25 protein-coding genes are annotated in these 23,333 nt (G+C 57.0%); 5 read left to right on the plus strand and 20 right to left on the minus strand.

Annotated features, from left to right (window positions below; translation table 11 throughout):
- Positions 1 to 21 precede the first annotated feature (21 nt).
- Entirely contained in the window at positions 22 to 1,392 is a 1,371-nt protein-coding gene (locus HHJ19_RS13140; RefSeq protein ID WP_296908114.1) for an ATP-binding protein, read from the minus strand.
- 14 nt (positions 1,393 to 1,406) lie between these two features.
- Complete coding sequence (locus HHJ19_RS13145; protein ID WP_296908169.1) at positions 1,407 to 2,093, minus strand: response regulator transcription factor; 687 nt, start codon at positions 2,091 to 2,093, stop codon at positions 1,407 to 1,409.
- Between the two features lie 537 nt (positions 2,094 to 2,630).
- Between HHJ19_RS13145 and HHJ19_RS13150 the strand changes: the two genes are divergently transcribed.
- From HHJ19_RS13150 to HHJ19_RS13165, 4 genes are all read left to right on the plus strand, one after another.
- Positions 2,631 to 3,425: a hypothetical protein gene (locus HHJ19_RS13150; RefSeq protein WP_296908115.1), complete on the plus strand. Its 795-nt coding sequence runs from the start codon at positions 2,631 to 2,633 to the stop codon at positions 3,423 to 3,425.
- 81 nt (positions 3,426 to 3,506) lie between these two features.
- The gene (locus tag HHJ19_RS13155; protein WP_296908116.1) at positions 3,507 to 4,328 is read left to right on the plus strand and encodes a hypothetical protein; all 822 of its coding nucleotides are present in this window, start codon (positions 3,507 to 3,509) and stop codon (positions 4,326 to 4,328) included.
- Positions 4,329 to 4,330: 2 nt separating this feature from the next.
- Positions 4,331 to 4,723: a hypothetical protein gene (locus HHJ19_RS13160; protein ID WP_296908118.1), complete on the plus strand. Its 393-nt coding sequence runs from the start codon at positions 4,331 to 4,333 to the stop codon at positions 4,721 to 4,723.
- A gap of 59 nt (positions 4,724 to 4,782) precedes the next feature.
- Entirely contained in the window at positions 4,783 to 5,130 is a 348-nt protein-coding gene (locus HHJ19_RS13165) for a hypothetical protein (RefSeq protein ID WP_296908120.1), read from the plus strand.
- Positions 5,131 to 5,331: 201 nt separating this feature from the next.
- On the opposite strand, the gene HHJ19_RS13170 is transcribed toward HHJ19_RS13165, so the two are convergent.
- Entirely contained in the window at positions 5,332 to 6,117 is a 786-nt protein-coding gene (locus tag HHJ19_RS13170; RefSeq protein ID WP_296908122.1) for a hypothetical protein, read from the minus strand.
- A 7-nt stretch (positions 6,118 to 6,124) separates the two neighbouring features.
- Between HHJ19_RS13170 and HHJ19_RS13175 the strand changes: the two genes are divergently transcribed.
- Positions 6,125 to 6,640, plus strand: coding sequence for a hypothetical protein (locus HHJ19_RS13175; RefSeq protein WP_296908124.1), 516 nt, complete (start codon positions 6,125 to 6,127; stop codon positions 6,638 to 6,640).
- A gap of 14 nt (positions 6,641 to 6,654) precedes the next feature.
- Here the strand turns inward: HHJ19_RS13175 and HHJ19_RS13180 are convergent, their stop codons facing one another.
- The 17 genes from HHJ19_RS13180 to HHJ19_RS13260 form a co-directional block, all read right to left on the minus strand.
- Entirely contained in the window at positions 6,655 to 7,560 is a 906-nt protein-coding gene (locus tag HHJ19_RS13180) for an SDR family oxidoreductase (protein ID WP_296908125.1), read from the minus strand.
- Between the two features lie 18 nt (positions 7,561 to 7,578).
- Complete coding sequence (locus HHJ19_RS13185) at positions 7,579 to 8,031, minus strand: GNAT family N-acetyltransferase (protein ID WP_296908127.1); 453 nt, start codon at positions 8,029 to 8,031, stop codon at positions 7,579 to 7,581.
- Entirely contained in the window at positions 8,028 to 8,975 is a 948-nt protein-coding gene (locus tag HHJ19_RS13190; protein WP_296908129.1) for a glutathione S-transferase family protein, read from the minus strand. The genes HHJ19_RS13185 and HHJ19_RS13190 overlap by 4 nt, the downstream gene beginning before the upstream one ends.
- 42 nt (positions 8,976 to 9,017) lie before the next feature.
- Complete coding sequence (locus HHJ19_RS13195; RefSeq protein ID WP_296908131.1) at positions 9,018 to 10,742, minus strand: acyl-CoA dehydrogenase family protein; 1,725 nt, start codon at positions 10,740 to 10,742, stop codon at positions 9,018 to 9,020.
- A 23-nt stretch (positions 10,743 to 10,765) separates the two neighbouring features.
- Complete coding sequence (locus HHJ19_RS13200) at positions 10,766 to 11,782, minus strand: NADP-dependent oxidoreductase (RefSeq protein WP_296908132.1); 1,017 nt, start codon at positions 11,780 to 11,782, stop codon at positions 10,766 to 10,768.
- A 142-nt stretch (positions 11,783 to 11,924) separates the two neighbouring features.
- Positions 11,925 to 12,374: a PaaI family thioesterase gene (locus HHJ19_RS13205; RefSeq protein WP_296908134.1), complete on the minus strand. Its 450-nt coding sequence runs from the start codon at positions 12,372 to 12,374 to the stop codon at positions 11,925 to 11,927.
- Between the two features lie 6 nt (positions 12,375 to 12,380).
- Complete coding sequence (locus HHJ19_RS13210; RefSeq protein ID WP_296908136.1) at positions 12,381 to 13,172, minus strand: SDR family oxidoreductase; 792 nt, start codon at positions 13,170 to 13,172, stop codon at positions 12,381 to 12,383.
- Positions 13,173 to 13,187: 15 nt separating this feature from the next.
- The gene (locus HHJ19_RS13215; RefSeq protein WP_296908138.1) at positions 13,188 to 13,478 is read right to left on the minus strand and encodes a Dabb family protein; all 291 of its coding nucleotides are present in this window, start codon (positions 13,476 to 13,478) and stop codon (positions 13,188 to 13,190) included.
- Positions 13,475 to 13,705: a hypothetical protein gene (locus tag HHJ19_RS13220; protein ID WP_296908139.1), complete on the minus strand. Its 231-nt coding sequence runs from the start codon at positions 13,703 to 13,705 to the stop codon at positions 13,475 to 13,477. The genes HHJ19_RS13215 and HHJ19_RS13220 overlap by 4 nt, the downstream gene beginning before the upstream one ends.
- Positions 13,705 to 15,537: an acyl-CoA dehydrogenase gene (locus HHJ19_RS13225; RefSeq protein WP_296908141.1), complete on the minus strand. Its 1,833-nt coding sequence runs from the start codon at positions 15,535 to 15,537 to the stop codon at positions 13,705 to 13,707. Before HHJ19_RS13225 ends, HHJ19_RS13220 begins: the two co-directional genes overlap by 1 nt.
- 143 nt (positions 15,538 to 15,680) lie before the next feature.
- A complete protein-coding gene (locus HHJ19_RS13230; protein ID WP_296908143.1) occupies positions 15,681 to 15,962 on the minus strand; it encodes a hotdog domain-containing protein in 282 nt (93 codons plus the stop codon).
- A gap of 16 nt (positions 15,963 to 15,978) precedes the next feature.
- A complete protein-coding gene (locus tag HHJ19_RS13235) occupies positions 15,979 to 17,154 on the minus strand; it encodes an acetyl-CoA C-acyltransferase (protein WP_296908145.1) in 1,176 nt (391 codons plus the stop codon).
- A gap of 44 nt (positions 17,155 to 17,198) precedes the next feature.
- A complete protein-coding gene (locus tag HHJ19_RS13240; RefSeq protein ID WP_296908147.1) occupies positions 17,199 to 19,298 on the minus strand; it encodes a 3-hydroxyacyl-CoA dehydrogenase NAD-binding domain-containing protein in 2,100 nt (699 codons plus the stop codon).
- A 210-nt stretch (positions 19,299 to 19,508) separates the two neighbouring features.
- Positions 19,509 to 20,204, minus strand: a complete 696-nt coding sequence (locus HHJ19_RS13245; protein ID WP_296908148.1) for an ABC transporter ATP-binding protein — start codon at positions 20,202 to 20,204, stop codon at positions 19,509 to 19,511.
- Positions 20,205 to 20,244: 40 nt separating this feature from the next.
- Positions 20,245 to 21,027, minus strand: coding sequence for an ABC transporter ATP-binding protein (locus HHJ19_RS13250; protein WP_296908151.1), 783 nt, complete (start codon positions 21,025 to 21,027; stop codon positions 20,245 to 20,247).
- Entirely contained in the window at positions 21,024 to 22,316 is a 1,293-nt protein-coding gene (locus HHJ19_RS13255; RefSeq protein WP_296908153.1) for a branched-chain amino acid ABC transporter permease, read from the minus strand. Before HHJ19_RS13255 ends, HHJ19_RS13250 begins: the two co-directional genes overlap by 4 nt.
- A 2-nt stretch (positions 22,317 to 22,318) precedes the next feature.
- Positions 22,319 to 23,266, minus strand: a complete 948-nt coding sequence (locus HHJ19_RS13260) for a branched-chain amino acid ABC transporter permease (protein ID WP_296908155.1) — start codon at positions 23,264 to 23,266, stop codon at positions 22,319 to 22,321.
- Between the last annotated feature and the right edge of the window lie 67 nt (positions 23,267 to 23,333).

The following is a 23,333-nucleotide window of genomic DNA, read 5'->3' on the forward strand; positions in this document are numbered from 1 at the left end:
TCAACCATCAACCATCAACCATCAACCATCAGCCCCCATCTTCTTGCCGCTGGCTGCAGTCAGCAACGGCCCTTTGAGCGCTGGTAACGGCACCAGCAAGCGCACCCGGGTGCCGGCTCCGGGCTTGGTGAAAATCTGCAAGTGACCGCCGAGACTTGTAGCGCGTTGTTGCATGTTTTCCAGACCCTTCCCTCCAGGCCGTCCGGCCTCGCGGCGCGGGATTCCGTCGCCGTCATCGCGGACCTCCAGCAGCATGAAATTGCTGGCTGGCAAGTAAGAACAAATGACTTCAACCATGCTGGCGTGCGAGTGCCGCATGACATTCGACAGACATTCCTGGGTAATGCGCAAAACCTGACGGGCGGTTTCTCCGTGAAGATTCTGCAGCGGCCCGTCCACGTCCACCACCCAGTGCATCCCGATACCCAGCGTGTCCAGGGCGCGCTGCACGCGGTAGCGCAACCGTCCCAGTACATCAATGAGGCTTTCATCCGCGCCGTCGATGACGTCCACCATGATTTTCATGTCCATGAGGCACTGTTCCAGGCTCAACGCGACAATCTGCTGTTGCGGGGCATGGGTGTCGAGCGTGGCCAGGATATTGACCAGCTGGGAGCACACGCCATCATGCAAATCGCGCGCGATCCGGCGCCGCTCGTTAGCCACGGCCAATGCAATGTTGTCGGTTGGCGGGCCAAAGCCCGTGACAGCGCCCCAGGCCGTAGTATGCGGATCACCCGTTCCCTCCAGGCTGGCAGACACCTGTGGGGCCTGCGCGGAAATGATTGGCCACAACGCCAGCAAAACAGCAGCATACAAATAATGCACCGGCGTGTTACCCGGGGCCGGTTTGTCAACGGTGAGCACGTCTGCAATGCAGATGCCCAGACCCAGCAGACTGCCACCGAGTGCCATCCAGCGGCGGTGTTGTTTGTCCGATCTTTCGACCTCGCGGGCACCAAACAGGCACAGCACGCTGATGCAAAGCAAGTTAAGCACCACCCACAGCGTATAAGCCAAGTCCTGCAGCCAGGGCCCCCAACCATTCCAAAGCAGCAACAGCAGCCCGACACCGAATTGCGCCATCCACACCGAATGAATTTCAAAACGGATGACCGAGGCGCTGATCAGGAAAAAGAAGGACACCCCGACAATGGCAATCTGGCAAGCCGCATGGCTGAGAAAAAATACCAGTGGCTGGTTCTGCAGCATGGCGCCTGCGCTGCTGCCCATCAGGTAAATCAGCCAGCCTGCGGTAGCAACCACATACGCCAGGTACATCGGGTTGCGCCGTGCTTTCCAGGATCTTGCCGAAAGCGTCAACCCAATCAGCATCGCGTAACTGCTCAGCACGGCTCCTACCAAGGTGGCCGTGCTGAAAGAAAGGGGCAACACGATCTCGGGCTCTAAAAGAGTCCCCGAAGGGCCGCAAAGCTGACCGCTTGCGCGCGAGTGTGCACCTGAAGCTTGCTGTAGATGTTCTTGATGTGCGCGTTGACTGTCTGTGCGCTGATGGTCAACCGGGAGCCGATTTCAGCGCTGGTATAACCCGATGCCACCAGCCTCAGAACCTCTTTCTCACGCTCGGATAAACGGTCCTTGTCGCGCCCCTTGTGAGGAATCTGGTCACCACGCTGAACGTGCTCAAACTTGCTCAACAGCCGACGGGCCAGGTTTGGCGTGATCGACGCGCCACCATTGACCACCTGTAAAACCGCTTGTGAAAAATTTCCAAACCATGAGTTCTTGACCAGGTAACCCGTGGCGCCGAGTTCAAAAGCACGCAAGGCATGCTGCTCGTCTTCCATCGCCGAGATCACCACCGCTTCCGCCATGGGATGCACGGCTTTCATGTATTCAATCAGGTCAAAACCGGTGCCGTCACCCAGATTCAAATCCACCAGCATCACGTCAAACTCATGCTGGCTGATCAATCGCCGCCCGTCCTTCATGTTACTGGCTTGACCCAGAAGATTGGTGCGCAGGTCTCCAAGCAGTTCTTGAGAGATCACACGTCGCATGTGCGCGTCGTCATCAATCAGCACCACCCGAACCGGTTGACCCGGTTGGCCGGTCAGAAAATCAGGCCACATCGACGGCACGCCGCCGCGCGTGATGAAGCGGCTGTCGCTATTCAGGGAGCCAATCCCCGCTGCAGAATCCGCCGTGATTTCGACGTGCATTTCGTGGTTTTGCATAAAGTCCCCTCAATGTTCTGTGATAAACGTTGCTACTTGATTTTTGCAGGCTGTCGCGGCAATTTAATTACAGCTTTTTACCTTAAAACCCGGTAAATATCATTTTTTTTGTCCCGCGTTTACACAGTAAGGCAAATTGATACGAAATGCCACCGTAGATTTTGCGTTAAAACGACCAAAAAACATTTAGTAACATTAATTTCAACTTGCATCTACCTTGGGCAATATGGTGATTTTGCTCAAAAAAGATAGCGAAAAAAACAATGCAGACGGCTCAAACTCCGCACAGAAAGAGCGGTTTCAACCGCAGAAGGTAGCCCAAAGACGGTAACGCATTGGGGCGATTGGCAATAGCGAGTGCAATACCGAAACTGAACACATGCCGAGAAGAACGGTGATCACATTTTTGAATTGTTCGAGTAAGAACGATCTGTGACCCAGCAGTTTCTGGGGTGTTCATTGAAGGAATATTGTATGACTATCAGTAAAAATTTGATTGCGATAGCAATTACTGCGCTGGCCGGTGGTTCTGTATTTGCCCAGAATACTGTGAATTCTCAAGTATCTGGCGGGGCAGTGAGCTACTCGGCTGCCAGCGGCAATTCGTTCAGTACTCATTCAGCATCGGCAGCGGCAAATAATACCTCTACCGCTACCGGGACTCACTCAAGTCCCACTGTGATCTTCGGCTTAACCCTTGGCCCCTACTATCAGGCATCTGCTACCGGAGCCACGTCCACAAGCGGCAGCACCACAACCAACGCCTCAGGTATCGGTGCAGGTATGTCGAGTGCAGGTGCCTCGGAGGCAGGTACCGCATCGTCTATTCAATCGGCAAATGCAATCAAGCCTTTAGGCTCGTTCTTTGGCATTCCCTTTGGTAATGGCGGCACAGTCGGCAATGTTGCCATCAGTAGCCTTTCTCAGGTAGGCACTCAATCCGCAGCTGGTGTGGTTAACACTGGCCTGGCATCAAGCGGAACTACTGCAGCTGCGCACAACACGACTTCGGCAAATGTTGCAGCCCCCGTTGCAGGATCGAGCACTGCGGTGGGTTCGTCGGCTGGCGTAGCGGCGGCTACCGCGGCCAGTTCCCATTTCCCGGTGGTGCCGTTCTTGGGTAATTCTGCCTCAGCTTCAGCTGGCGGCACGCTGGCTGTGGGCACTGTTACCAATGTTGGCGCGTTCCAGAACGGCGGCTTTAGCGGCACAATTACGCGTCCTTAATTCAGAGCGAAGTGTGCTTTTTGATTGAATTTGCATCCTCCCGGAGAGAGTGATCTCTCCGGGCATCAAGAGGAAAACAAAATGAACAAGCTTTTAATCGTTTGCACTGCTGTTATTGCTTTTCAAGCACAGGCACAAACAGCAAACTCAAACCAGAATTCGCAAACCGCTTCTTCGTCAACATCCTTTGGCGGCGGATCCGGCGGTAGTTCAAACCAGACGCAAAGCTCGAACGCGGGGGCTAGTTCGGCCGCTTATGGCGGTGGTGGCGGCTCTGGAGGCAGCGGCGGCAGCGGTGGGTCGTCGACGGTGTCAGGGCTACAGAATTATGTGATCATGACCTCGCCAGAAAAATCTGTCAGCACGGTAAACTCGAATCAAACCGGAACCATGACGACCAATCTTAGTGGCGGCACCGACAGTACGCAGCGCATAGTTCAAAGTGGGGAAAGTGTCAGCCGGGTTGAATACAGTGGTGACTACACCATTAAAAATGTTCCCTCAGTCAATGGCCCGCCTTTGACAACCAGCAATGATACATGCATGGGATCAAGTAGCGGATCTGCCAATGGCCCCGGTTTTGGCATCGGATTTGGTACGACCTGGACAGACGAGCACTGCAAGGATTTGAAGACCAGTCGTGAGCTGTGGAATAAAGGCATGAAAGCAGCTTCACTTGCGATTGATTGCATGAACCCCCGCGCAAAACTGGCCCTTGAAATGACAGGAACCAAATGTCCGCAGTCCATGACTGTCGAAGAACGGCAAGCGGCTTTCGGCGCCATGGCGTCAGCAGAAGGGGCTGTTCCTTCCAAAGGACTGCCAGTTGCAGCCGGTCCGATACCTCCAACAATTTTTGCTGCCAATCTAAGCCCCTTTAGTGGTGAAAATCCAGGGAGATAAAAATGCTGAAATATCTTGTCGTTCTTGCGATCTTTGGCACAGGAACCGCTATTGCCGAAATAAAAATTCAGCGTAATATTCTGGGCAGTGGAATACAAAATGCTTCGATGACGGCTGACGTTGCAATCCCTGTCGGTGATTATGGGGTTTACCATGTACCTCAATATATGCCAGGATTTCCAACCGCTGCAACAATTTGGCCAAGAGTTGTCGAGGTGAAATGTCAAAACGATCTTTGCGAGGGTTATGAAAATACACCGGCAATCGGTCGTGGAGAATATCTCTTCTTCAAGCCGGTCAATATGGCAGCAGCGGTGTCAGTACCGATGGTCGCGCCAATTGCAGAACTTTCAGTGATGCCACAACGGGAAATTCGTAAAAAGATCAAACAATGATTTTTAACCATCTTAAAAATCTCATTTAATTGGGATTTTTTCACTTCCATAAGGTAAACATGATTTTAGTTGATTTAGCAACTGCAACAATTTGCTTTCTCAACCAGTGCTATCCTGTGTTGGCGGGCGTTGATACTCCAACCGGCCAATTCAGGCTCGAGCAGGTGCGTACCCAAGAAGCCGGTTACGGCGGTGATGTGATCCTTTTCAAGGAAACCCAAAATTCGGTATTTGCAATTCATCGGGTCTGGTTGCTAAATCCGAATCAAAATCGACTTCAACGACTTACATCTGGCGACGTTTCCGCACGGATTTCGACTACGTTGGGTTGTATCAATGTGATGCCGGACGTTTACGAGAAGCTGGTCGAGTGTTGCAATAATCAGTTAATGATTGTTTCCGGATAAATTCAAACGCCGCAAATATGCGTTAGCAAGCAACTATATATTTATAGTAATTTAAGCTTGTTTTACTCGGAAGTCATCCACTTACTTGCCTTAAACAAGCATTAGTTGTGTTTCAACGGTGTGAACAACCGCCCAAACGCTTTAGCCGAAGCGGGGCAGCTATTTTGCTCTCAAAAGCCGGCGCAGCTTGCGAGGCTTGGCTTACTGCAAGTAGGTCAAGGCCCAGTCCGCGGGAGCTTTGTGGACGATACCGAGCAAGTCCAGTTCCCGAAGGAATTCGCCCGAGTACACAGCCCTTAACACGTCTACCGGAATGCGGGCAGCATTGCTGGGCGATGCGGCTGTTGAGTACGGGTACGCCGCAGCAAGAACTCTTTCGGCGCGAGTCCACGCGAACTGGATGAAGGCTTTTGTCCGAACCTGTGCCTGAAGAGTTGTGTAGGTCGCCGGGTGGTTCAGGCGCGCCGCCTGCAGATAGGCCTGCAGGAAAAGCATGAAGTCCACCATGCCACCAGCATCCGCGTCAGCTCTCGTGGTGAGGGTTGAGTAGGTCGGATTCGAAAATAGCTTGACTTCCAGATTGGCGCCGCCCGTGTAGGCATTCAGTTCGTCCAGCAGTATGGAAAGGTCGTTGCCGTTCGATGATGCTGCGGCAGTAACGTACAGGTCATAGCGAAACCCGCGGCTTGACTTCAAGGACGTCGGATAGGTCTCACCCGCGATGGAATAATTGGCCAGCTTGTCGTTTCTGCTTATGTCAGTGACATACACCTGACCCTCCGCAAAGAAGCGCGCAAGACCGTCTGCGGTGCACAGATTGCGCAGAGCAGAGTCGATCTTGTGATTGGTCTCGTGCACCGCCGCACCCAGCGACAGCATGTCAACAGAGGTACTACCCGACCGCAACCACCACATAAATGTGCCAGGCAGCCTTGCAAACTCCGCGTAGCCATGCGCGGGATCGACGGCTAAGAGTAGGTCGTTCACGAAAAGCATGTCCGCCCCGGATAGGGTCGGGGCTGTGGTTGTGGTTGCAACGAGGAGCGGACAGTTTGCCGTCGTCACACTGGGAGATGTACCGGCTGGAAGCGTCGCCACCTTTGCAGGTCCTGCTGAAGGCGCTGGTGACGTTGACGAAGGCAAAGCTGCATCCCCTCCCCCCCCGCAGGCAGCAATCGCCGCAAAAACAGCAACGACTAACGAGAAGCGAAAAACGTCTAATCTGGTCTTCATGGGATTTCCTGCGACATGCCACAAGCACAACAAGTCAATGGCGGAGATCAGCTTGAAAGCACGGCCGGTCATGATTCGGAATCACACCCTGAACGTTCGGGTTATGAATCCGGCTCACGGCCAGCAGGCTTTCGATCAGCAGACGTTAGCACAATATCCCTTAATCAGGACGCTTCCAGGCCCCGTTTTCATGCAAGACCTGCCAATTCAGCAATTGCGACCGGCTACCAGCAAGCCAAGCCCGGCGATGACATGCTCAAGAAAAATCCATCTTTGACATCCAGTTCGCGCTTAGTGAGACCGTAATGCGGCCTGCAGTTCCAGGCCGATTTCCGGCCGCTCGGCGAAGGGGTCGATGGGGTTTTTCTGCTGCACGATCGCTTCCATGCGGGCCTGCACATTGCCAAGCGCCTTGGGATGGCTGTAGATGTAAAACTGGTCAGCCGCCATGGCATCAAAAACCTTCTGCGCCACTTCTGCTGCAGTCACTTTACCCGACCCAACGGCCTTGTCGGTCATGGCCTGGCCAATCAGCTGGCTGCGGGTCGGCTTCTCAGTCGACAGTTCAGCGGGCCGGTTACGGTGGCTCTGGCTGATGCCGGTCGGCACGAAATACGGGCACAACACACTGGCGCCAACCTGGTCACTGACGAGGCGCAAATCCTGGTAAAGCGTTTCGCTCAAGGAAACCACCGCATGTTTGCTGACGTTGTAAACGCCCATATTGGGGGGATTGAGCAGCCCGGCCATGCTGGCGGTGTTGACGATGTGGCCCTGCCAGGCCGGGTCTTTCGCTGCGGCGGCCAGCATCATGGGCGTGAACAGGCGCACGCCATGAATAACACCCCAGAGATTAACCCCCAACACCCATTCCCAGTCCTTCACGGTGTTTTCCCAGACCAGGCCGCCGGAGCCAACGCCAGCGTTGTTGAAGACAAAGTGCGGCGCGCCAAAACGCTCGAACACCGCCTGGCTCATGACCTGCATCTGATCGGCATCGGACACATCTAGCTGGAAGGACAGCACCTCGGCGCCCGCAGCCTTCATCTCGGCGCTGGCCTTGTCGAGTGCATCCGCCTGCACGTCGATCAGCACCAGTTTCATCCCCAGTTTTGCACCGATCCGCGCGCACTCCAGGCCAAAGCCCGAGCCTGTGCCGGTCAAAACGGCGGTTTTGCCTTTGAAATTCGTGATCATCTGTCAACTCCTTGAAAATTAAACGCGACGTAACATCTCAATATGGGAAATTGCGTCTTCAATGTAGGGTGGCCCGGCTTTTTCGAAACCATGCCGCTGGTAAAACGCCTCGAGTCGCGCCTGTGCGCCAATCCGGATGGCTTGAGCGCCCGATTGCCGCGCCAGGCACGCGATGGCTCTTTCGATCAGTTCATGGCCCGCGCCACTGCCCCGAATTGAATCACGCGTGACGACGCGGCCTATGCTGGCTTCGGTGAATTTGAGCCCGGCGGCAAGGCAGCGCGCATACGCCACCAATTGGCCGTCCAGCGTGCCCAGCAAATGCATGGCTTTTCCATCGGCACCATCAATATCCTGGAAAACGCAGGCTTGCTCGACCACAAAAACCTCGCTGCGAAGCTGCAGCAGCGCGTAAAGCTCCGAGACAGTCAATTCATCAAAGGCCACACAGCGCCAGGCAATACCACTCATGCTGGCGTAGATGACCTGAGTGAATAGCCGATTCGCGGAAAATGCACATGTACCGTACCGGCACGTTCGTCGGTGCGGCGCAGTGTGTAGTGCAGGCGCGTGGCGGCGACCAGTTCGCCTTCGCTCGGCTCCAGACCAAAACTCTCGGCGCTGACCACGACCTGACTTCCCAACGCAATGCCATGCTCATCCTGAAAAACGTCGTCATGCAGGACTGCGGGTGTTGACGCCGCAGCGACGGCAATGGCCTCGGCAGCGCTGAATTTCTCCATGCTGCCGTGACCGATGGCCGCCATGCGGTCCATCCAGTCGAGAACGGCAGGCGTGGCATTGAGGACGTCAGCCAGCACAGAGGTCCTAACGCGTGTGAACCACAGCGGGTGGTACATCGCAAAGTCGGTGATACATGGCTTATCGCCCAGCACAAACGGCAGGTCATCGAGCATGTCGGACAGGCGACGCAAATAGGATTTATAAGCGGCAGCGGCGTCTTGCGGGCGATGCCGCTGCATGCCCGTGCTCATGGCCTTGCGATCTTCCGCAAACGCCTTGGCCGCCTCGGCCGGCGCATTGTCAAATAGCTGGGCCAGACCTCTGGGTTGCATGTTGTAGGCCATGGAGGTCCAGAACAGCGTGGAATCAGCCCATTGCGCAAGGGTGCGCGCCATGCCCTTGCTCGGTTCAGGGTACAGCGTGGGCAGATGCTCGATATGCTCCAGCACGTCGGCGATCAGCGCCGTATCGCAATAAATGTCGGCACCAATCTGCAGCACCGGCGTCTTGCGGTAGCCGCCGGTCAGCGCCATCACGTCGGGCTTGGGACTTGTCATCGGAATGACCACCGACTTCCATGAAAGATTTTTGTAGCCCAGCATCAGCCGGATTTTTTCCGCGAAGGGCGAAGTGGGGTAGTGGTGAAGAATCAGTGTTGGCGGAGTGGTCATGAGAGTCTCCAAGACGGAGTTGAGATCGTGAAAGGTCGAGGGTTAACGCGGCATCGCACGGTCGATGATGCTGTCGAAGTCGGTGCCTGATCCCAGTGTGCCAAAAGTTTGGCCCCAGTGGCCGGCCATGCGTGAATCGCAAAAAGCGTCAGCCACGGCGCTTGGGGCAGTCTGGCAAAGCAGCGCGGCTTGCAGCGCCAGCGCCACGTCCTGCGCGAGACGGCGCGCCTGCAGTTCCGAACTCATCTCTTCAAGCTGGATCGGCAAAGCGGCGGCAAGCCGGTCGAGCGCTGGGTGCGCTCCCCTTGCAGCGCCAAGCTCCTTCGTCAGCGCGGCCACCGCATCGGGCTTGCGCAAGGCGCGCAGCAGGTCTAGCGCCATGATGTTGCCAGCGCCTTCCCAGATTGAATTGACCGGCATTTCGCGGTAAATGCGCGCCATGATGCCTTCGCCGCCCTCCTCCACGTAGCCGTTGCCGCCCAGGCATTCCATCGCTTCCTGGGCAAACTGGCTGCCCCGCTTGCAAATCCAGAACTTGGCCACCGGCGTCAGCAGGCGCGACAAAGCCTGCTCGTGCGCGTCGTCCGAATGATCAAAAGACCGTGCCAGCCGGATGGAAAGCGCGCAAGACGCTTCACTCTCAAGAGCAAGGTCAGCCAGCACATTACGCATGAGCGGCTGCGCGATCAGTGGTTTGCCAAATGCGTTCCGCTGGGCTGTGTGATTCAGTGCGATGCTGAGTGACTGGCGCATCAAGCCACTTGTGCCCAACGCGCAGTCAAGCCGGGTCATGGTGCCCATGGCAAGAATTTGTGGCACGCCACGACCTTCATCGCCCACCAGCCAGGCCACGGCTCCGATAAATTCAACCTCGGAACTGGCATTGGCCTTGTTGCCCAGCTTGTCCTTCAATCGCTGGATGTGAATCTGGTTGAGCGTGCCGTCGGGCAGCACACGCGGCAAAAACAGGCACGACAAACCTGCGGGCGTCTGTGCCAGGATGAGAAAGGCATCGCACATGGGGGCCGAGAAAAACCATTTGTGCCCCGTGACGGCGAAGCGCTGCCCCCAGCCATCCAGGCCCTCTGGCACGGCCCGCGTCGTGTTGGCGCGCACGTCTGAGCCACCCTGCTTTTCGGTCATGCCCATGCCCATGGTCACTCCGGGCTTGTCACGCCACGGCTTGAGCGACGGGTCGTACTGCCGGCCGGTGAGTTTGGGTGACCAATCAGCGTAAATCGCCGGGTTGCCGCGCAGCGCTGGCGTGACAGCGTAGGTCATGGAAATCGGGCACAGGCTGGACGGCTCCAGCTCAGTGAACAGCATGAAACCCGCGGCTCTAAGCACATGCGGCGACGGGCCGGGACCTTTCGGCGCCAGGCCGCCCCAAGCCGAAACGGCCTCCTCAAGGGTCGGCGCTGAATGCGAAGCGACAAGCGTGGCGGCCGGTTCCTTCCAGGGAGTGCCGTGCAAACCGGCCTCGATGGCCGTCGTCATCAATGCGTGGTAGCTTGGGTGGAACTCGACCTGGTCGATGCGCCGTCCGAAGCGGTCGTGCGTGTGCAGCTCGGGCGCATGCACATTGGCCAGCCGTGCATGGGTCTGCATGTCAGCCGTGCCCAGTCTGCCTCCCAATTGCGTGAGTCCAGCCGTTTCCAGCGCCGGGGCGTTGAAAGCCAGCGCATCACGTAACGGCCGGTTGGACTCAAACAGGTTGTAATTGACCAGCGGCTCGGGCTGGTTGAAGACTTCATGGGTAGTGTCCACGGATGGCTCCCGGGGTTTAGAAACTAGATCAGCTTGACCAGCTGTTTGCCAAAATTCTTACCCTTGAGCAAGCCTAAAAATGCTTCAGGCGCGGCTTGCAGGCCCTGCGCTACGGATTCGCGGGGGCGCAGCTTGCCGCTGCCCACCAGCGTGCCCAACTCCGTCAGCGCTTCGGGCCAGATGCTCATGTGCTCGCTGACGATGAAACCCTGCAGCTTGAGCCGGTTGGTCAGAATAAGCCCCGGGTGGTTCAGGGGCAGCGGTTGTCCGTCGTAGCCGGCAATCATGCCGCACAGTGCGACGCGGCCGAAGGCGTTCATGCGCAACAATACGGCGTCGAGCACCATGCCACCAACATTTTCGAAGTAGCCGTCAATGCCGTCAGGACAGGCTTGCTGGAGCGCCTTCGAAAGCGCCGCCGCGTCTTTGTACAGCTTGTAGTCGATACAGGCGTCAAATCCAAGTTCATCAACGGCATAACGGCATTTGTCAGGACCTCCGGCGATACCGACAGTCCGGCAGCCGCGCGCTTTGGCCAAGGCGCCAAAAGCGCTTCCTACGGCACCGGTGGCGGCGCTGACCACCACGGTCTCGCCGGCTTTGGGTTCGATGATTTTGAGCAGGCCATACCAGGCGGTGACGCCGGGCATGCCGACCGCGCCCAGATAGTGCGACAGCGGCACGTGTGTGGTGTCTACCTTGCGCAGCGCGCCGGGCGCATCCGCACTGACGACACTGTATTGCTGCCAGCCGCCCATGCCGACCACTTTGTCTCCGGGTTGATACTTCGGCGAGCGGCTTTCCACCACTTCGCCAGCCGTGCCCCCGCCCATCACCTCGCCCAGCGACTGTGGCGCGGTATAGCTTTTGGAGTCGTTCATGCGGCCTCGCATATAGGGGTCAAGGCTCAAAAAGTGGTGGCGGACCAGCACCTGGCCGTTCTGCAAGACGGGGGTTTCACTGTTCACCAGCTTGAAGTTGCCGGCGACTGCTTCGCCGGTAGGCCGGTTGTCGAGCAAAACCTGTTGATTGGCAGTCATAAAAATCTCCAAGGGTGAGGTTGAAAAAGCGTTGAATACGCGGCTGGCTGTGTTGATGCCGCCGTAACAACGCTACTAATTTAATAGCTAGCGGTGCCGATACTAGCTGGACCTGTCCATGATTTGATCAAAAAATTCAAGTTCAGTCGGTAGCAATGACGCTGGGCGGCGGATTTAGCGCATTTGCGCTTTTGGCGCCGGTCACGAGCCGCTTGACGTATTTGAAGGTTCCGGTCGAGTGGGTGCACGCCTGACCTTTGGCATCGTAAATCGTGGCTTCAGTAAATGCCAGCGTTGCACTGCGGTGCATCAGCCGGCCCTTGGCCATAAGCTGGCTGCCGTCGCCCGGCGCGGGCCGCATGAAGCTGGTTTTCATCTCAATGGTGACCACACCCATGTCTTTTTGAACACTGCGCGCTGCCACCGCCATCGTCACGTCCAGCAGCGTCATGCAGGCACCGCCGTGAGTGACGGCAAAAGAATTGAGATGTTCGGGCAGGGGCGTGTAGCCAATGGCCGACTCACCTCCTTCAAACAGTTCCAGCGTAAAGCCGAGAAGGGCAACGAAGGGAATTTCTGCGCCGAAATCCATGACTGACTAGCCCCCAGTTATTACCGACACGCCGCCATCCACTGCCAGCCATTGTCCGGTGATGTGCTTGCCGGCGTCAGACGCGTACAGCACACAGAGGCCCTTGAGATCCTCATCATCGCCAAGTCGGCCCAGTGGCGCGTGGGCAGCGAGCTTTTCTTCCCCCATGGCCTTCAGCGTACCCTGCGTCATCCGGCTCGGGAAAAAGCCCGGGCAGATTGCGTTGACGGTAATGTTGCTGGCGCCCCATTCGCAGGCCAGTGCGCGCGTGAAGTTGATCACCGCGCCTTTTGAAGTGTTGTAAGCCAGCGTGTTCATGCCGCGCGGATTGCCGCCCAGCCCGGCAATCGATGCGACGTTGATGATGCGGCCAGTCTTGCGCGGAATCATGCTGTGTTTGGCAATCTGCTGTGACAGGATGAAGTAGCCCCGGATGTTGAGGTTCATCACCTTGTCCCAGGCATCGACCGGATGGTCTTCGGCCGGTGCACCCCATGCAGCGCCAGCGTTGTTGACCAGAATATCCACATGGCCGAAACGCTTGATGGTTTCGTCGGCCAGCGCGCGAATGTCGGCTTCCTTTGCGCAGTCTGCGGCAATCCAGTCCACATCAATGCCGGCGGCTTTTAATATGGCGGCAGATTCGGTTAGGTCTTCGGCTTTGCGCGAGCTGAGCATGACTTTGGCGCCCGCCTCGCCCAGCGCCTGCGCCAGTTGCAGCCCCAGGCCGCGCGAACCGCCGGTCACGAGTGCGGTTTTACCTTTAAGGTCGAACAATTGCTGAATGGTACGGGTCACGGAAAGATCTCCTTTTTAGTCGCTTTGAATTTCATAATCCAGCACGCTACGGCTTTCGCGCAAGGCGCCCAGACCGCTACTGACGTACTGGTGATGAGGATGATTCTGGTAGGCAGCCAGTGCTGCGCTGTCTTGAAATACCGAGTAAAGCACAACATCGCAGTTGGCTTCCAGTCCGGCTGTCCTGATGGCGACTTCAAACGCGAGCATGCCCGGCACCAGCTCGCGGCAGCTATCCAGCTCGGCCTTGAAGTGTCCAGCATCCGTAGTGTCTTTGAGTCGCCACATCACAATGTGCTTGATCATGACTCCACCCCGATTCTGGAGCGCACGTAAATAAGCAGACCCCCGAGCGAGGCAACGATCCAGCCGCCAGCCACCATCGTCCATCCCATGTCATCATCCACGCGCTCCACAAACAGGCCAAGGATCAGCGTCAGCAAGCCGCCATAAATCAGCACCCAGATCAAGGACTGCAGCCACGCCACCACCTTGGTTGAAACCGGATCTGAAGAGGGCTTGAAAAATCCCATCAAAAAGCTTCTTCGGGCATGCCAGCGCAGGTCAGGTCGCGCGTTTGAACCACCCCCAACCAGGCTCCGATCTTCGGCAATTCATAGTTGTAAAAATAGCGGGTAGCGCCCAGTCTTCCTACGGTGCAGGCCATGGATTTTGTGGTGTCGACCGCCAATGCGGCACGCGCCACGTCCAGCCATATCCACGCCAGTACGGTATGTCCGAAAGCCTGCATGTAAGGCACGGCGTTGGCCAGCGCCTCGCCCGGCTTCCCCGTGGACCATGCGGCCTGGGTGGCCGTGCGGAGCTGTTTGAAGGCCGTTTCAAGCGCCAGCGCGTGCTCGGCCAGTTCGGACTCTGGCGTAGCGCGCTGGATGGTGAGGTTGACACGCGCGGCCAGCAGCTCAAACCCCCTGCCCCCTTCCATCAACACTTTGCGCCCCAGCAAATCAAGGGCCTGAATGCCATGCGTGCCTTCGTGGATCATGTTCAGGCGGTTGTCGCGCCAGTATTGCTCGACTGGGAAATCACGCGTGTAGCCATAGCCGCCAAGCACCTGGATCGCCAGCGAATTGGCCTCCAGGCACCATTCGCTGGGCCAGCTTTTGGCAATCGGCGTCAGCACTTCGAGCAGCAGCCGGGCGTCGTCGGCAGCCTCTGGCGCCGCAGTGTGCTGCTCATCGACCAGCCGGGCGCAATACAGCTCCAGCGCCAGCGCGCCTTCGCAATACGCCTTTTGCGCCAGCAGCATGCGCTTGACATCGGGGTGTTCAATGATGCGGCTTTGCGGGGCAGAGGCGTCCTTGCCTGCGCCAGTGACGGGCCTGCCCTGCGGCCGGTTTTTAGCATAGTCGAGCGAGGCGTAATAGCCGGCCATACCCAGCATGCCAGCCGCCATGCCGATGGCGATGCGGGCTTCGTTCATCATGTGAAACATGCAGCGAAGACCCTGGTGCGGCTTGCCCACGAGGTACCCAACGGCCCCGGCCTGGCCATTCACCGGGTACTTGCCTTCGCCAAAGTTGAGCAGCGTGTTGGTCGTGCCGCGCCAGCCCAGCTTGTGGTTCAGCCCGGCCAGCGCCACGTCGTTGCGAACGCCGGTAAGTTCGCCAGCGATGTCCACCATTTTTTTGGGAACGATGAACAGCGAAATGCCTTTCGTTCCTGGAATCAGCTTGCCATCAGGGCCGGGAATCTTGGCCAGCACCAGGTGAATGATGTTGTCCGTCAGCTCATGCTCGCCGGCTGAAATCCACATCTTGTTGCCCTTGAGGCGAAAGCGAGAGCCCAACGGGTCGGTTTCGAAGTCAACGCCGTCGGGTACGGCGCGCGTCATCACATCGCTTAGCGAGGAGCCCGCCTGAGGCTCCGACAGGCACATGGTGCCGGAAAAGCGGCCTGAAAACTCGTTCTTGGCAAACACGTCCTTCTGCATTGGCGTGCCATGCACCATCAACAAATTGGCATTGCCGGTGGTCAGCATGCCGGACCCGATGCTGACCGAAGCCATGGCAAAAAACGCGTTGGCGGCGGCTTCTACCGTGTAGGGCAGCTGCATCCCGCCAATTTCGTAGTCTTGTGCGGCGCTGAGCATTCCCGAAGCCGCATAGGCCTTTTGCGCGTCGTATGTCGCCTGCGGCAAAATGACTTTTTCACCGTCAAATTGCGGCTCCTGCGTATCGACAGTGCGGTTGAACGGCGCGTATTTCTCCCGCGCAATCCGCTCGCAGGCGTCAAACACGGCATCAAAGGTTTCGCGGCTGTGGTCGGCGAAGCGTTCGCGCTGGTTCAGTGACTCGGCGTCAAGCCACTGATAAAGCAAGAAATCAAGGGTGGGCCGGAGGTTCATGGTTTTGTTCAATCTCCCGAGGGATTTATTGAGGCGTTTTCTCGCCGGACAAACGGGCAGTCGTGCCTTGGGCCACAGCGCAGAGTTTTTCCTCGCCATTCACCACCGCAAAAACGTCACCGCAGCAGAATGTTTGCGAACTTTTAGAATCCATCGCCTGGGCGCGCAATCAGCCACTCTCCAATGACTGGCTGGTCGTAGTTGATCTTGAATGCGAAAGTGATCACTGGCATGCCACATGCCGAGCCGCTGGCATCGGCCAGCGCGTTATCGACCGCATCACTGACCACCCCGCCGTGCACAAAGCTATCTGGCCGAAGAACTTTTTCGGTCACCGGAAAGTGCAACTGAGCGTCAATCAGCACGTTGCGAGGTTGCCGGGCAAGAAGCCCCTGCCCTTTTTGCAGGAACAGGGTGGCGTTCATGATGGATACAACCCTTTTACAGCACTTCAAAAATGCCGGCAGCGCCCATGCCGCCGCCAATGCACATGGTGACGCAAACGCGCTTGGCGCCGCGCCGTTTACCTTCAATGAGCGCATGGCCTGTCAGGCGCTGGCCGGTGACGCCGTAGGGATGGCCGACTGCAATTGCGCCGCCATTGACGTTGAGCCTGTCCATCGGAATACCCAACTTGTCGGCGCAATACAGCACCTGCACGGCAAAGGCTTCGTTCAGTTCCCACAGGTCGATGTCGCTGACGCTCAAACCCAGCCTGGCAAGCACCTTGGGAATGGCAAACACCGGGCCGATGCCCATTTCATCGGGCTCGCAGCCGGCTACCGCAAAGCCGAGGAAGCGGCCCAGCGGCGTCAAACCTTTTCGCTCGGCGACGGTTTCGTCCATCACCACAACCGCACCACCGCCATCGGAGAACTGGCTGGCATTGCCGGCTGAAATCAGGCCGCCCGGAATGGCGGAGCGCAAACCGCTGATGCCTTCCTTGGTCGTTCCCGCTCGTATGCCTTCGTCATTCGTCACAGTGACCTGTTTTGTCATCAAACCCATCACCGGGTCGGCAACACCGGCCGTCACGGTGATGGGTGCAATTTCAGCATCAAACAGCCCCGCAGCCAGCGCAGCCGTTGCCTTTTGCTGGCTGGCGGCACCGTATTCGTCCATGCGTTCGCGGCTGATGCCATAGCGCTTGGCAACCTGCTCGGCGGTTTGCAGCATGTTCCAGTAAATTTCAGGCTTGTTTTTTACGAGCCAGTCTTCGCGCAGCATGTGGGTGTTCATCTCCTGCTGGACGCAGGAAATGCTTTCCACACCACCAGCCACGAAAATGTCAGCTTCGCCGGCGATTACGCGCTGCGACGCCAGTGCAATCGCCTGCAGCCCGGAGGAGCAAAAGCGGTTGACGGTCATGCCCGAGACGGTGACCGGGCAACCGGCGCGCAGGGCGATCTGACGTGCAATATTGGCACCAGTCGCGCCTTCAGGCGTGGCGCAACCCATGATGACATCATCGACTTCGCCGGCTTCAATGCCAGCGCGGGCTATCGCATTTTGAACCGCATGGCCACCCAGGGTGGCACCGTGCGTCATGTTGAAGGACCCCGTCCAGCTCTTGGCCAAAGGGGTGCGGGCGGTGGAAACGATTACTGCTGAGCTCATGAAAATCTCCGGAATTAGGGGGGCTTGGTTTTCGCTTGCACTGATCAGTTGAAGGTCTTGCCTTCGGCAACCAGCCTGGCCAGCAGCGGCGCAGGCTTCCAGAAGCTGGCGTCGTCAAGCGGATTTTTTGCAAAGCGGTTCATAGCCTGCACCACGTTGAAGAGGCCCACCTGGTCGGCGTACAGCATGGGACCACCACGGTAAATCGGGAAACCGTAGCCCATGAGATAAACCATGTCGATGTCGCTGGCCTTGGTCGCAATGCCTTCTTCCAGGATATGCGCTGCTTCGTTGACGAGTGAATACACCAGGCGCTGGACTATTTCTTCGTCCGAAATCTTGCGTGGGCTGATGCCCAGTGACTTGCGATGCTCTTCGATCATCGCAACAACTTCGTGATTGGGAATTGCGTCACGCTTGCCGGCCACGTAGTCATACCAGCCGGCGCCGGTTTTTTGGCCGAAGCGGCCTTTTTCACACAGCAGGTCGGCAGTCTTGCTGTACTTCATGCCTGGTTTTTCCTGATAGCGGCGCTTGCGAATGGCCCAACCGATGTCGTTGCCGGCGAGGTCACCCATGCGGAACGGTCCCATGGCAAAACCGAATTTCTCGATTGCTTTGTCAACTTGGGCGGGTGTGCAACCCTCGTCCAGCAGGAAGCCGCCCTGTCGGCCGTATTGCTCAATCATGCGGTTGCCAATAAAGCCGTCGCACACGCCAGAGACCACCGCCGTCTTTCGGATTTTTTTCGCGACTGCCATGACCGTGGCCATGACGTCTTTGGCGGTTTTTTCGCCGCGCACCACTTCAAGCAGCTTCATGATGTTGGCCGGGCTGAAGAAATGCAGGCCCACCACGTCTTCGGGACGCTTGGTAAAGGAGGCAATCTGGTTCAGATCCAGTGTCGAGGTATTGGACGCCAGGATCGCGCTGGGTTTCATGACCCGGTCAAGTTCGGTGAATACTTTTTCCTTGACGCCCATTTCTTCGAACACGGCTTCGATCACCATATCGGAGTCTTTAAGGTCGTCGTAGCTCAGCGTAGTGCTGAGCAGGCCCATGCGCTGCTCGTATTTATCCTGCTTGAGCTTGCCTTTTTTAACCTGCGATTCGTAATTTTTGCGAATCGTGGCAATACCGCGGTCCAGAGCTTCCTGCTTCATTTCAAGCATTTTGACGGGAATGCCCGCGTTCAGAAAGTTCATCGCGATGCCGCCACCCATGGTGCCGGCGCCAATCACGGCAATGGATTTGATGTCGCGCTGTGGCATGTCTTGCGGCACATCCGGTATTTTGGAGGCGGCGCGTTCGGCGATGAAGATGTGGCGCAGTGCACGACTTTCCGGTGTCCACATCAGGTTGATGAAGAGTTCACGCTCGAACAGCAGGCCATCGGCAAACTTTTGCTTGGTTGCGGCTTCGACAGCGTCCACGCATTTGAGCGGCGCGGGAAAATTCTTCGACATGCCCTTGACCATGTTGCGCGCAAACTGGAAGTATGCGTCACCGTTGCGGTGCTTGCACGGCAGGTTGCGCACCAGCGGAAGCGGGCGGATGTCGGCAATCGATTGTGCAAAGGCAAAAGCCTCGTCGGGCAGCGACTCTGCCGAAGAGGCCATTTTGTCGAACAGTTTCTGTCCGGGAATTTGCGCCAGCAACTCACTTTTGACAGGCTCGCCGCTGACGATCATGTTCAGCGCAGGCTCCACGCCAAGCGCGCGCGGCAGGCGCTGTGTGCCGCCCGCGCCTGGCAACAAGCCAAGCTTGACCTCCGGCAGGGCCACGCTGCAGCCCGGTGCGGCGATGCGGTAGTGGCAACCCAGCGCCAACTCCAGTCCGCCGCCCATGCAGACCGAATGAATTGCAGCGACCACTGGTTTGGAAGAGTTTTCGATCATCTGGATAACGCTGTGCAGGTTAGGCTCCTGCATCGCCTTGGGCGAACCAAACTCCTTGATATCGGCACCGCCCGAAAAAGCTTTGCCGGCACCGGTGATGACAATGGACTTGATGGCATCGTCATCATTGGCTTTTTGCAGGTTTTCGGTCATGCTCAAACGTGTGGCGTGACCGAGGCCGTTGACAGGCGGATTATTCAGGGTGATCAGCGCCACCGAGCCGTGAACTTCGTAGAGGGTTGTCATTGAGGTGTGTCTTTCCTTGATTGAAATTTCATTGGTGAATATCCCGATGGCAATCAGCCCCGGGCCAGCTGCCTGGCAAATGCCAAAAAATAGTACGACCGTTCTTTTCTTATTGTAGGGAGGGTTTAGGACGGCACAAGTCCTCCTCGGTCCGGGTTTACCCTAATTTTTCCCGCGTTTGTCTCAACAGTGACAAGGCAGGTGAGTGGCTCACACTTCCAGCCACTCTTTCCGAATGTACGCATCAGCCCGCAGGCTGTCGGGAGTTCCATCAAAAACGATGCTGCCATGGCCCATCACCAACACCCGGTCTGAGATTGCCATCGCAATCGTCAGCTTCTGCTCAATTAGCAGCACCGAGATGCCCCTGGCCTTGAGGGTTTGCAGGTATTGGCCGACCAGCTCCACGATTTTGGGCGCCAGTCCCTCGGTTGGCTCGTCAATGATGATAAGGTCTGGGTCGCCCATCAGGGTGCGGCAAAGCGTAAGCATCTGCTGTTCACCGCCCGAAAGTACCCCCGCTTCGGTGTGCTGGCGCTCGCGCAGCCGGGGGAACAGGGTGTACATGTCGTCGAATGACCAGCGCGACCCCTTACCCGAACCCTTCTGGCCAAGCAGCAGGTTCTGATGCACAGTAAGTTTGGGGAAAATGTCGCGGTTTTCAGGAACATAACCCAAGCCGAGATGGGCAATCTGGTAAGCCTTCTTTCCGCCGATTTCTAAATTTTTCCAGCAGATGGAGCCCTGGCAATCGACCAGCCCCATGATGGCCTTTGCAGTGGTCGAACGGCCCGAACCATTGCGTCCCAGCAAGGCCACAATTTCGCCCGCCCTCACGTCGAAGGAGACCCCATGCAGCACATGGCTCTTGCCGTAGAAAGCATGCAAATCGGTAAGTTTCAGCATGAAAGTTGCCGCTGGCCCACTTTTGGTGTCGTCTTGCATGTCAATGACCCTGCCCTTGCGCGTCAGCCACTGATGAACCCAGATAAGCCTCTTGGACACGCGGGTCGGCGCGCACCGCTTCGGGTACGTCATAGGCGATAACTTCCCCATAGACCACGACGGCAATCTTGTCGGCCAGGCCAAACACAACACCCATGTCATGCTCAACTGTCAGCAGCGTCTTGCCCACCGTGACTTCCTTAATCAGGCTGATAAACCGGCTGGTTTCGGAGCGGCTCATGCCCGCCGTCGGCTCGTCAAGCAAAATCACGCCGGCACCCCCCGCGATGGTGATGCCGATTTCCAGCGCACGCTGTTCGGCGTAAGTAAGATTGATGGCCAGCACATCCCGTTTTCTGTCGAGCTTGATCATTGTCATCAACTCGTCCGCACGCGCGTTGGCGTCGTGAAGATTGGCCAGGAATTTCAGGAAGGTGTATTTGTAGCCCAGACTCCAAAGCACACCGCAGCGCAGGTTTTCAAAGACGCTGAGCTTGGGAAATATATTGGTGATCTGGAAACTGCGCGACAGGCCGAGCCGGTTGATTTCGAACGGTTTTTTGCCGTTGATCCGCAGGCCACTGAGTAACACCTCGCCACTGCTGGGTTCGAAGCGCCCGCTGATCAGATTGAACAGTGTCGACTTTCCCGCCCCGTTGGGCCCGATTATGGCGACGCGCTCACCCGGTTTTACGGCCAGGTTGATGCCACGAATAATCTCAGTTTTTCCAAAGCTTTTACGAAGGTCTTTGAGTTCAAGTGCATAGTGTTCTAAAGCGCTCACAGGGCCTCCCGCCGCTTGATTTCTTTTTCTATTGACTCCTGGATATCGCCCCACTTACCGGTAAAACGTCGACGCGCCAGTTCAAAAAAACCAAGACCCACCAGCATCACAGAAGCAGCTGCACCCCAACTTCCAGCGCCAGCGGCATTGAGCCGGACGCCCATGAAATGAAGCTGCGACCCCAAGGCCGCATCAAGCTGCAGATGGTAGAGCATTTCTATCATGGCAGCGGCGCCCACAAAGGCGATGACGGCAGTGACAAGCAGCGCCAGATAATTGAGCCACAGGGGTTTGAGCTTCCCGTATGAAGCCACACGGACGTTGATCATGATCAGGCTGGCAAAGCCGCCCGGTGCGAACATGACCATGAAGAGAAAAACCAGCCCGAGGTAAAGCAGCCAGGCCTTGGTGAACTCACTGAGCAACACAAATGCCAGCACCATCAGCACCGCACCAATGATGGGGCCAAAGAAAAAGGTGGCCCCGCCCAGAAAGGTAAAGAGAAGATAAGCCCCCGAACGATATCCGCTAACTACTTCAGAGGTCACAATCTCAAAATTCAACGCGGCCAGACCGCCCGAGATACCGGCAAAAAAAGCGGCTATCACGAAGGAGAGGAAGCGTACTTTTTGCGTGTCATAGCCGACAAACTCAACCCGTTCAGGGTTGTCACGTACGGCGTTCAACATGCGGCCCAGGGGCGTGCGGGTAAAGGCAAACATCAGGGCGGTGCTGATGAAGGTGTATATCGCAATCAGGTAGTACAACTGTATTTGTGGGCCAAACGTGATTCCCAAAGGCTTGGGGCCGGTGACCCGATTACCGGATACACCACCCTCCCCGCCAAAAAAATCAGGAAACATCAGGGACATGGCCCAGACCAGTTCACCAACGCCCAGCGTAATCATGGCAAACGTGGTGGCTGATTTTTTGGTGGTAACCCAGCCCAGCAATAGCGCAACCCCCAAGCCCGCCATCCCGCCTGCCAGCGGGATCAGACTAACCGGCAATGGCAACCGGCCCTGGCTGACGAGGTTCAGCACATGAATGGCGATAAAGGCGCCCATTCCTGAGTAAACCGCATGCCCAAAACTTAACATGCCGCCCTGTCCCAGCAGCATGTTGTAGCTGAGGCAAACAATGATGGCGATACCCATCTGCGACAGGATGGTATGGCTCAGGCTGCTGGTAAACACCAGAGGGACAACTAACAAAAGGACTGCAAAAAGGCTCCAGACCACGAAGCGTCCCCTGTTCTGGGATTTGAATTGGTAGTAGTTTTGTGCCATGACTAGCCTTCCCTGGTGCCCAAAAGACCCTTGGGCCGGAAAATGAGCATCAACACCAAAAACAGATACGGAAGGATAGGCGCAATCTGGCTGACCTTGAGCTTGAGCAGCGCGTAACCGAAGGTCTCTGGTGTGACCGTGACACCCAGCACACTCACCGCACTCATCAGTGAGCTGTCGACCGCCACGGCAAACGTCTGGATGACGCCGATGAGGACGGAGGCGAGAAAAGCCCCGGCCAGAGACCCCATGCCTCCCACCACCACGACCACAAAAATGACGGAGCCCACGGCCGCCGCCATGCCCGGTTCGGTCACAAAGGCATTGCCCCCGATGACACCTGCCAGACCTGCCAAAGCAGCACCTCCACCAAACACGAGCATGAACACGCGCGGCACGTTGTGGCCCAAGGCCTCCGCCGCCTCGGGGTGGGTCAAAGCCGCCTGAATCACCAGCCCGATGCGGGTGCGCTTGAGCAATAACCAGACAGCCACCAACATGAACAGCGCCACAACCATCATGAAGCCTCTGTACATCGGAAACTGCGTACCGTACAAGGTAAACAAGGGGCCTTTCAAGGCTTCCGGAATCCGGTAATCCACTGCAATGCGGCCCCAGACCAGTTGCACCAGTTCCACCAGAATGTAGCTGAGGCCAAAAGTTACCAGCAACTCGGGCACGTGGCCAAACTTGTGAACCCGGCGCAGGCAGAATCTTTCAAACGCTGCGCCTATCAAACCAACCAGCAAAGGAGCAACGATCAGTGCAGGCCAGAACCCCACCAGACTGGTGACAGCATACGCAAAATAGGCACCGAGCATGTAGAAGGAGGCATGCGCGAAATTGAGCACTCCCATCATGCTGAAAATCAACGTCAACCCTGAACTCAGCATGAACAGCAACAGGCCATAGCTGAGCCCGTTCAAAAGCGAAATGGTAAAAAACTCCATGCGGTACCCGTTACATCAGCGGCGTTGGAAAGGGATATTGGCAAAGATTTGTCTTTTCGCCAATAAA

The organism is Polaromonas sp., from assembly GCF_012927415.1.
Lineage (GTDB): Bacteria > Pseudomonadota > Gammaproteobacteria > Burkholderiales > Burkholderiaceae_C > Polaromonas.